General features: G+C 72.2%; 6 protein-coding genes and 1 pseudogene. 4 read left to right on the top strand and 3 right to left on the bottom strand.

Annotated elements, in window-relative coordinates; all coding sequences use genetic code 11:
- From ACZ3TI_RS40215 to ACZ3TI_RS40205, 3 genes are all read left to right on the top strand, one after another.
- On the top strand, positions 1 to 1,524 hold a 1,524-nt coding region (locus ACZ3TI_RS40215; RefSeq protein WP_465735446.1), incomplete at its 5' end, for a Mu transposase C-terminal domain-containing protein.
- Complete coding sequence (locus tag ACZ3TI_RS40210; protein ID WP_465735444.1) at positions 1,518 to 2,537, top strand: TniB family NTP-binding protein; 1,020 nt, start codon at positions 1,518 to 1,520, stop codon at positions 2,535 to 2,537. The genes ACZ3TI_RS40215 and ACZ3TI_RS40210, both read left to right, overlap by 7 nt.
- A gap of 52 nt (positions 2,538 to 2,589) precedes the next feature.
- Entirely contained in the window at positions 2,590 to 3,657 is a 1,068-nt protein-coding gene (locus ACZ3TI_RS40205) for a TniQ family protein (protein WP_465735442.1), read from the top strand.
- A 289-nt stretch (positions 3,658 to 3,946) separates the two neighbouring features.
- Here the strand turns inward: ACZ3TI_RS40205 and ACZ3TI_RS40200 are convergent, their stop codons facing one another.
- Entirely contained in the window at positions 3,947 to 4,597 is a 651-nt protein-coding gene (locus ACZ3TI_RS40200) for a hypothetical protein (RefSeq protein ID WP_465735440.1), read from the bottom strand.
- A 1,422-nt stretch (positions 4,598 to 6,019) separates the two neighbouring features.
- On the opposite strand from ACZ3TI_RS40200, the gene ACZ3TI_RS40195 reads away from it, so the two are divergent.
- Positions 6,020 to 6,964: a DUF5677 domain-containing protein gene (locus ACZ3TI_RS40195; RefSeq protein WP_465735438.1), complete on the top strand. Its 945-nt coding sequence runs from the start codon at positions 6,020 to 6,022 to the stop codon at positions 6,962 to 6,964.
- A 1,087-nt stretch (positions 6,965 to 8,051) separates the two neighbouring features.
- Here the strand turns inward: ACZ3TI_RS40195 and ACZ3TI_RS40190 are convergent.
- The gene (locus tag ACZ3TI_RS40190) at positions 8,052 to 8,999 is read right to left on the bottom strand and encodes a hypothetical protein (protein ID WP_465735436.1); all 948 of its coding nucleotides are present in this window, start codon (positions 8,997 to 8,999) and stop codon (positions 8,052 to 8,054) included.
- A gap of 378 nt (positions 9,000 to 9,377) precedes the next feature.
- Positions 9,378 to 9,674, bottom strand: a pseudogene (locus ACZ3TI_RS40185) (hypothetical protein); the annotation flags it as partial.

Here is a 9,674-nt window from a genome sequence, read left to right as displayed (position 1 = left end):
GTCATGCTCGACTCCACCCGCCTGGACGTCATGGCCGTCTTCGCCGACGGCACCACCGGCCGCCCGGAGCTGACCATCGCGCTGGATGTCGCCACCCGCTCCATCCTGGCCGCCGTCCTGCGCCCGGCGAGCACCAAGGCCGTCGACGCGGCGCTGCTGCTCGCCGAAATGGCCGTCCCGCACCCGTTGCGCGTGGGCTGGCCCGACGCTCTGGCCATGTCGCGCGCGCCCGTGCCGTACGAGGACCTCCTGGACGCGGACAGGCGCCTGGAGGCCGCCGCAGGCCGCCCGGTCGTGGTGCCGGAGACCGTGGTCGTCGACCGCGGCCGGATCTTCCTGTCCGCGGCGTTCCTGGCCGCCTGCGAGAGCCTGGGCATCAGCGTGCAGCCCACCCCGCCCCGGCGCCCCACCGCCAAGGGCCACGTCGAGCGCGCCTTCGGATCCATCAACACCCTGTTCTGCCAGCACGTCGCCGGCCACACCGGCTCCAACGTCCTGCGCCGCGGATCCGACAGCCAGCACGAAGCCGTGTGGAGCGTCGCCCAGTTGCAGGACATGCTCGACCAGTGGATCACCGTCGAGTGGCAGAACCGCCCCACCGAGGGACTGCGCCACCCCTCGATGCCCGCCACCGCCCTGACCCCGAACGAGATGTGGGGCGCCATGCTCGGCGCCACCGGGCACGTGCCGCTCCCCCTGGCCGGTGACGACTACATCGAACTGCTGCCCGTGGCCTGGAAACCGATCACCGAGCGCGGCATCCGCCTGAATCACCGCACCTACGACCACCCCGCGCTCGGCGACTACCGCGGCCAGCCCTCCGGCACCACGGCGCAGCAGGGCCGGTGGGAGGTCCACCACAACCCCCACGACGCCCGCCGGATCTGGGTCCGCCTCGGCGCCGGCGGCTTCACGGCGGTCCCGTGGATCCACGCCGACCACGTCCACCAGCCCTTCGGCGACCAGCTGTGGCAGCACCTCAAGGACACCGTCACCCGGCGCGGCGAGCGCGACCGGCACGAAGCCGACCTCGCCCAGGCCCTCGACGACCTCCTGCGCCGCGCCAGGAACGGCACCGCCCACCCCCGTGAACACGCCCTGATCACCCGCCACGCACCCGCCGCCCTCCCCCAAGACACCGACGGGCCCGGCGCCGTGGAGGATCCGGAAGCACAGGCCCGAGGGCGCAAGACCAGGCAACACGGACGGCCAGCCTCTGCGGGAGACGCTGGCCCCGGGCAGCAGCCGGACGCTCGAGGGCACGCAGTTCCGGGGCCGCGGCGGGCCGGCGTCGCACGGGCCGGGACGGCGGCCGGGGAAGACGAGGCTCCCGCGGTGCTGTTCGACGCCGCCGAACCGTGGCCCACGCCGATGTCACCGCCAGGAGGTCCGCACTCGCGTGGTGAGGGTGAGGAGGACGAGGACGGTCTCGCCTGGGACGACGAGGACGAGCTGGACGACGAGGATGCGGTGGACGCCGGCTTCGGGCTGTTCGACGCGGCCGAGGAGGCACAGCAATGGTGACCCCGACCGCCGGCCAGTCCGCTGCCCAGGCCGGGACCGCGACGCCCACCACCTGGGAGGAATGGCGGCGCTTCGTCGACCGCAAACGGCCCACACCGCCCTCCCCCGAGGGGCCCCGGCGCAGCCCGGCCCAGCGGCTGGCCTACCACTCCCGGTTCGTCGTCGTGCGCACCCCCGTCCTGGACCAGATCACCACCACCGTGCGGTCCCTGACCCTGCTCGGGCGCCACCAGGAGGGCACCGCCCGGCCCGGAGTGATCGTCACCGGGCCGCCCACCACCGGCAAGAGCACCGCGCTGCTCGAGGTCGGACGCGCCTTCGAGCTCCACACCCAGCCCGTGCGCGGCCCGATGCCCGGGCGCACCGCGGTCGCTTACGTGCTGGTCCCGCCCGGCGCCAGCGCCAAGACCCTTGCCGCCGAGTTCGCCCGCTTCATCGGCCTGCCCGTCACCCCGCGCATGACCCAGGCCCTGCTCACCGCGACCGTGTGCAGCATGTACGCCAGCGTCGGGGTGCGCCTGGTCCTCGTGGACGAGATCCACCGCCTCAACCCCCGCACCACCAACGGCTCGGAAGCCGCCGACTTCCTCAAAGACCTCACCGAACGGCTGCCCGCGACCTTCGTCTACGCCGGCATCGACGTCGCCGACACCCCGCTGTTCTCCGGGGTGCGCGGCGCGCAGCTGGCCGGACGTACCTCGCTGATCGACTGCGACCCCCTGCCCGCCCGCCTCGGCGACCAGACCCCGTTCCGCTCCACCGTCGCCGCGTTCGAGAACGCCCTCGACCTCACCGCCCACCGCCCCGGCTCCCTACGCCGGCTCGCCCCCTACCTCCACCAGCGCACCGCGGGCAGGATCGGGAGCCTTTCGCGTCTCATCCGCCAGGCCGCGATCACCGCGATCCTCGACGGCACCGAGAAAGTCACCAAGACCTCGCTGGACGCGATCACCCTCGACCACCTCGCCGAACAACACCACCGACCGGTCCGACCCGCGGCCAGGCGGCGGTGAACCATCCGACCCGCACCCGACACCGCCACCCAGCCGGTCGCCACGAACGCCGATGGCAGCCGAACACACCGGCACCGGCCACAGCACGCCCGGGGCAACTCACAACCCGCTCCCGGCCACGCCCCCGCCGCCATCGGCAGGCAGCGGCACCAGGGCGAGCGAGACGGCCGGCGAGACGCCCGACCGGGCCGGTGAGAGATGGCCGGTACCGGCACCCAGCCTCCTGGACATCCGGCCCCTGCCCACCGAGAGCACCGCGTCCTGGCTGCAACGCGTCGCCGCCGCCCACCACCTGTCCCAGGCCCACCTGCTGGACGGCCTCGCCATCACCGTGACCGGCCGCCCCAGCCGCACTCCGGGAGGCAGCGAACTCCACCTCGACCACCCGGCGCAGCACCGCCTGGCCGCGTTCACTCGCCTCCCCCACCACCACCTCACCCACGCGCTGCCCTATCTCGGATCTCCCTGCCCGGACCCCGCCGACCCCGGCCACACCCCCGCGGGCCACGGGGGCGGCCACGCCTCCTGGCACAGGCTCGACCTCCGCCACGCACCGAGGCGGGCCTGCCCCTCCTGCACGCTTCGCCGCACGGGCGGCACCACCAACCACGCTCTCGCCTACCTGCCCGACCACGCACGCCTGTGCCCGCGCCACCACCGTTGGGCCGCTGCCCCCCACCAGAGCCTCAATACCGCCGCGCTCCCCGAACTCACCCACGCCCACGCTGGCCACCGGCGCCTACGACACCGGCCCGGCGCCGCGGACGCGTGGACCTGGGCCACCGCGATCACCACCCGCTGGCACGACCACTCCACCCACACCGCCCTCGCCGCCCGCTGGCAGCACCGCCGACGGCTCCTCCATGCCGCCAACCCCGGTGTACGGCCCGTGACCGGCTCCTGGACACTCCTGGCCCGTGACGCCGTCACCTACCCCGAAACCGTCACCCTCGCCCGGGCCCTGGCCACCACCGCGCTGTTCCCCGCCCCGTTCCACGGACGCCCCCACCCAGCCGTCCACGCCTTCCTCGACCACACAGCCACCGCGCTCGACCTACCCCGACTCACCACGCTGCCCGGTGACCTTCTCACCACCTGGACCCGACACCACACCCACTAAACCCCAGGCCAACCGGGCGCCAGCCACCCCCAGCCCACCCGGCACATACAGGGCTCTCATCCAGACTGCGGGAATCCCCACTACTTCTCACGCGACCTGCAAGTTCTCAACCAACCACCAAAACCAGCAGGTCAAACCACCCTGCCACCTCGCCGGCAACACCCCTGCAGAACCAGCCCCACCCGAACACGCCCCCACCACGGCCTGGTTCTTCTCAACCAACCCATGAACCCCCAGCCCGAAAACAAGGCTCCTCAGCCGATCACCGACCCGCCACAACACCAACAGGTCACACCCGACGGCCCCTCGCCGGGTAGAGCTTGGCGTGCAGCACGCGGTCCTCCCACCAGGGGTCATCCGGGGTGGAGACCAGCGCGGCCACCAGCTCGCGTTTGGTCGGGACCGGCAGCACCAGCGGGCCCAAGTCCTTGACGGCGCGGTCCTGTTCGCACTGCGGGCACTCCAGCCGGTCCGGGCTGGCCTTCTCCCGCAGCTCCAGCTTCGAGCCCTCCTTCCCGCCAATCGAGCCCCGGCACGTCCAGCACGGGCGCAGCCCGGCGTTCGCCGCCCGGGCGGCCTCCAGTTGCTCTTCGGCCTCCCGCTCCAGGCGTTCCTTGCGTTCCTGGTGGCAGGTCCAGCAGCGGCCGCCGGGCTGGCGGGCCCACTCCATGCGGCGGCCGTCGGGGCCGTAGTGCCAGGTGCTCTCCTTCTTCGGGACGTTGCCGCAGTCGGCGCAGGCGAGGGTGCGCATCCACTCTCGGTGCTCCTGGCGGGCCTTCTTCTCCCGGGCCTTCTGGCGCCGGTTGTAGGCGGCGCGGCTGTTCGGGTTCTCCAGCGCGTCGAGCAGACAGTGCCGGCCGGGGCGGCCGAAGCACCACCAGACCGGCCCGAGGGGGCCGTGTTCGGCCAGCAGCTCCAGCGTGGTCGCGAGGATGGGCACGGCGTCGTCGTGGCGACCTTGGGGACGCCGGTGGTCCGGATTCGGGCGCTGAAGCTGGGCTGATTCACCTCTCGGGCCCGAGGAGGCCGGTACGGGCAGAGGAGGCGGAAACGGAAGCGGTCCGGCGCACCACCCTCGACACCCGCGAAATGGAACACCACCCGAGGCGACGACGCCTGAAGCGCCGACGGCACCCACCCATCGTGCCCGGCCGCTACGGGGTGGAAGCGCCCATCTGCGCAGGTCACAGCATGCGACAGCACCTCGCGCTACGGAAGGGAAGACAGCCTCGAAGCCGGTCCCCGGGGTAGCCCGGGGACCGGCTTCGCTGTGGGATCAGTGGCGCTCGATCCACCACACGATGAGCCCGATACTGGCGGTTCCTGCTGCAGTGGAGGCGCTCCTGACCGCGTTTTCCACCGCCTGCCGCGCGATCCGGCGGACCCAGCTGGGCTTTCGGCCGGGGTCGGGCGACGGCTGGTCGGTGCGTTTGTTCGTAGACTCGGACACGGAGACCTTCCTCTCGGTGAGGGCTTCACGCGCAGGAGCCCGTCCCGGCCAAGCCGGCAAGCATCCGGCCGGAACGGCTTCTGCGGCGCGCTCAACACGGTAGAGAAAGCCGCCGAAGGAGCAGCCCGGCTACCGGCGGGGGTTCCCGTGTGCACCCGACCGTGTTGGTGCTGCTCAGAGTCGGTGTCACCCGCTGACGGCGATGCTCGTAGGCGTAGCAAGCCCCGAGGAAAAGTCGACCTGCGAGCGCCTCGGGTCCCGTAAAACGGCTGGTCAGTGCGGGGCCGGCCGCTGGTACCGAGGTTGCGGCGGGGCGCTTGGGCGGGTCGTCCCAGGTGGCGTGCGGCAAGCAGGATCCGTGCCCTCAGAGGGTCTCAAGTGAAGGAAGACCATCTCCTCGGGGTGGGCGTAAGTCCCCTGGCTGCTGTTCACCCGCCCCTGCGGTCCTTCCCCGGGCAGAGCTTCGTGTGAAGCACCCGGTCCTCCCACCACGGGTCATCCGGGGCGGAGACCAGCGCGGCGACCTGCTCGCGCCTGGTCGGAGCAGGCAGCACCAGCCGACACGACCAAACCGACCTCCGGCCTCTCCCACACGGCCGACCGCACGCTGTGGCGACACCTGTCCGCACACGCCCGCGGGGACGAGATGGCACTGCAGCAGGCACGCCACGCCACCGCCCACCTCGCCGGGCGACGTCTCCGCCTCCCCAACACCCCCCGAAGGCCGGCCCCTCCGCCAAGCCCTCGACACCTACACCACCGCCCGGAACAACACCCCCGACGACAACCGATAACCACCACGGACACAGGCCCGCAGCAGAACGGACAGGCAGAAGGACGCGCGCACCGAAGGCGGGCCCAGTTGCGGAAATTGGTGTGCGGCCCAGCGTCCGCTCATGCAACGCTCCTTGCGTGGAGAACCCAGACATATCGCTGGCAGAGACGGCCAAGGGAGCGCACCGCGCCGTCGCTCATCTGGTCGCGCTATTCAACGACGTCGGCTCCGGCACCATCAGGGTGGACCCGGACGTCCGCGACGTGTTCCTGGTCGGCTGGGGATGGTGGGCCCGCGTGATCCGCAGCGGGCAGGCCGTCAGCCTCCTGTCGCTGAACAACGTAGGGCACGAGAGCAGCCCCGTCGTGCGCAGCATCGCGGAGCACACGATGCGACTGGTCTGGCTCGCCGACTCCGGGGACGAGGCCGTCGCGGCGCTCACCGAGGAGCACGAGGCGAACCGCAACGCCCTGATGGAGAGCCTCAAGAAGGCGGAAGGCTGGCATATCCCCGACGGCACGGAGAAGCCGGTGTTGCCGCCGCCTGGTGATGAGCACCCGCTCCGCGCCGAGCTCGCGTTCGAGAGGCTGTGCCAGCTCTTCGACCAGCCCGACCTCTACGTCGCCTACCGGCTGCAGTCCGGCTATCTGCACCCCAGCCTGACCAGCTCGGAAGCGTACATCCATCAGGATGCCGAGTCCGGGGAGACCAGCATCGCGACCGCGCCATCGCCCTCGGACACGGAGATCATCCACGCTGCGCTCTGCATGATCCAGGCCACACGCGTCATCGGCACCCTGTGCAACGACGAGCGCTTCGACAAGGCCGCGGACCACGCCGGGGAACTCCTCGGTCTCGTTCCCGACCTGCCGACCCGGGTGCCGACCATCGCGCCGGTCGAGAAGCCGGTGCGGCTGCAGTTCGAGATCAGAGCGCCGCAGCTGGAGACCGCCGAGAAGCTGGCCGGCATCGTCAGCAGGGCCCTCGCCTCGTCCGGCCTGGTGAAGGTAGGCAGCCCCCAGCCTTCGGAGAAGAAGAAGCGGGTCCTAGTGGACCTGACGGACCTCCAGCCCCTCCCCTAACACCACGCCGCCGCCTGGACGGGGCAGGCCCGGACGGCAACCAGCGCCCGACTGCGGCCAACACCCGAGGACGGCCAGCAGACGGCGACCGACCCCGGGAATCCAGGCCCGGCCGGGGCGGCGAGCAGCACCGCGGCCGGGGCCGGGGGCGGGGGCGGGAAGGTCAGAGCCCTCCCCTCGCGGCACCGGGAAGACCAGCCCGGCGGGCAGCACCCGGCCGAGGCCAGCAGCGACACCGGGAACGGCGAGGAGGCGACAGCGCGGCAGCACAACGGCAACCGGACCGGAGTGCAAGGACCAGACCGGGCCGGGAGGCCCCGGTCCTCCCGCGCGGCACCGGGACCACCAAGGCGTCCCACAGGCCGATGCCGCGTCACCACCCGCCCGTGACACAACCGCCCGACGCGGCCCGGACCGAGCCGGCACGGGAAGGCCGGACCGGCAAGCAGCACCAAGCCGAGGCCGGCAGCACCACCGCCGAACCGGGAAGACGAACAGCACCTCGGCCAGACCGAGCCGAGAAGGCCGGGACGGAGCGAACCGGGGAGACCGGGGGCAAGCAGTCAGAGCCCTCCCTTCGCGGTACCGGTAAGAGTGGGCCGACTGGCAGCACCCGGCCGAGGCCAACACCCGCGGCCGGCGGGCGGCGGGCGGCAAGCAGCGCCGTCGTCCGGCACCCGGCACCGGGCCGGGGCCAGCAGGCAGCGGACCCGACTGCAGGCGGCAGACGGCGAGCCGGAGGGCGGGCCGGGGCCGGGACGGGAAACCGGGCCCGCCCGGACCGCGAGCAACACCGCAGGCGGGGCGGGCGAGGAGGAGGCAGCGCGGCAGCACGACGGCGGCCGGGCCGAACGGTCAGGACCGAGCCGGAACGGCGAGCAGCACCGCAAGCGGGACCGGGCCGCGGAGGGACAGAGGACCGGGGATGACAAACAGCACCGCGAGCGGAGGACGGCGCACCGGTCCGGAGGCCTCTTTGGAGGGCGCCCGCCGGCGATGGCCCGTGGTTGTGCGTCCCGGGTCCGGCGGGCGCCTTGGGGGCAGCGTAACCGGACCGGCGGGAGCCGTTCTCCCGGTCCGCTTCGGTTCAGCTCTGTTCCATGCCGAAGAGCGCCTCGTCTGGCTGCCGAGCAGCGGGGAGCGCCCTGGTGCTGGAGGGGTTGCGCAGCTGGGGTAGCTCCATCATCAGGGTGATCAGGTCAACGGGCGGGGTGTGGCCTCCGGTGCGCTTCCGGAGGAAGTCCTTGAGGAGGATCTTCCGGGCCGGGATCGTGCGGGCCCCGTCGAGAGCACCGCTGGCGAGGACTTCGTCGGCGAGTTCGGGCAGCTGGGTCATGTACTCCGTGTAGATGGCGTCCGCGACTTCTTCGATGGCGCTGATGGCCTCGTGGATCGCCCGGGTCCGGATCCGGTCGGCCTCGAAGTCCTGTTCGTCAGGACGTGGCACCAACCGGTCGGCCGCGCGACGTTGGGCGCGGTAGTCCTTGGCCTCGCGGAAGGACGGGTCGTCCTGCAGCAGCCGCGCGATGCGGGTGATCTCCGCCTGTTCGCCGTTCGTCCGACTCGTACGGATCTGGTCGGCCAGGGCGGCCTTTTCGTTCTGGGCCTTTTCGGCGTCGTCCTCGAGGCCGGTGGCCCATGGGGCGTAGCGGGACCAGAACACGGCGACGCCGTCCAGGACGGCGCACAGCTCCACTTCCGCGATCTGGCCGTCGTGGCGCCTGGCTCGACGCCGTACCCGTTCGATCGCCGCCACGCTGGCTGCCTCGGGTCCCGGCGGGGTGTCAGGGTCGTCGTCCTCGCGGAAGGCCTCGTCCAGGAAGGCATCGGCGTCGAATGTCGTCGTGCGGTGGAACAGCACCTGGGCGCCGGCCGCACGGGCGAGGCCGCAGAACTCCTCCGCCGTCATCGCCTCGCTGTCCACATCGGCGCGACCTGGGTGCCCCTCTGGTACGGCTGGAACCATGTGCAGGCCGTACTCGCCGGCCAGGACAGGCAACCGCTCACACAACCCCACGAGAACAGCGTCCTTCACCTCTACACCTTTCCTTGATCACTCAGCGCATGCTTTCCATGACCATAAGTGAATGGTCTGACACTACGTCACCCATTCAGCGGGCAGCCGAGGGGAGGAATGCCGAGGGGAGCAATCACGGGCTCGGACCGCCCGGGCCCGAAGCGGCCGCCCGCCAGGGCCCGTCTGCAAGCCGCAGGCCCACCCGACCCGACAGCGCATCACCACCACCAGGAGATCAGGGGCGCGCAGAGGGTTGTCAGAATTGCCGGCCACCTTGGTGGGCCCTGTGAGCTGGGCGGATGCCATCCCGGCCCCAGGGCCGGGGTGCCGGCATCAGGAGCCGCATCAGAAGCCGCATCGGGAGGGCCGTCCCTCCGCGGGGCGGCCCGCAGGCAGTTAGAGGCCTTCGGGGTGGCATCCACCACCAGAGCCACCGGGATCGGCCGCTGGCACCGTGGCGGCCGACCTCCGTGGCCAGCGCGGTGCCGTCGGCGACCTGGTCGGCGTCCCAGCCGGTGACGAGGAGACCGTCGAGGGACCGCCGACGATCTCGCGGTACGCGCGGTCGGCCGCGTCCGTGCGGTTCGTCAGCGCGGCAGCCGGCAGGCCGAAGGCGGTCAGCAGCGCGGCGCGCAGCTGCGGAAGGGCCGGCTTCACCGCCACCTGCGCCAGGCGGACCGGCACACGGCGCGG

It is taken from the genome of Kitasatospora sp. NPDC023120, from assembly GCF_055560835.1.
Note: the sequence above shows the minus strand (reverse complement) of the source record. Positions and strands in the feature narration are given on the sequence as shown.

Excerpts from the sequence above, each read along its gene's own strand:
- ACZ3TI_RS40205 (WP_465735442.1), top strand. The coding sequence starts at position 2,590 with ATGGCAGCCGAACACACCGGCACCGGCCACAGCACGCCCGGGGCAACT.
- ACZ3TI_RS40210 (WP_465735444.1), top strand. The coding sequence starts at position 1,518 with ATGGTGACCCCGACCGCCGGCCAGTCCGCTGCCCAGGCCGGGACCGCG.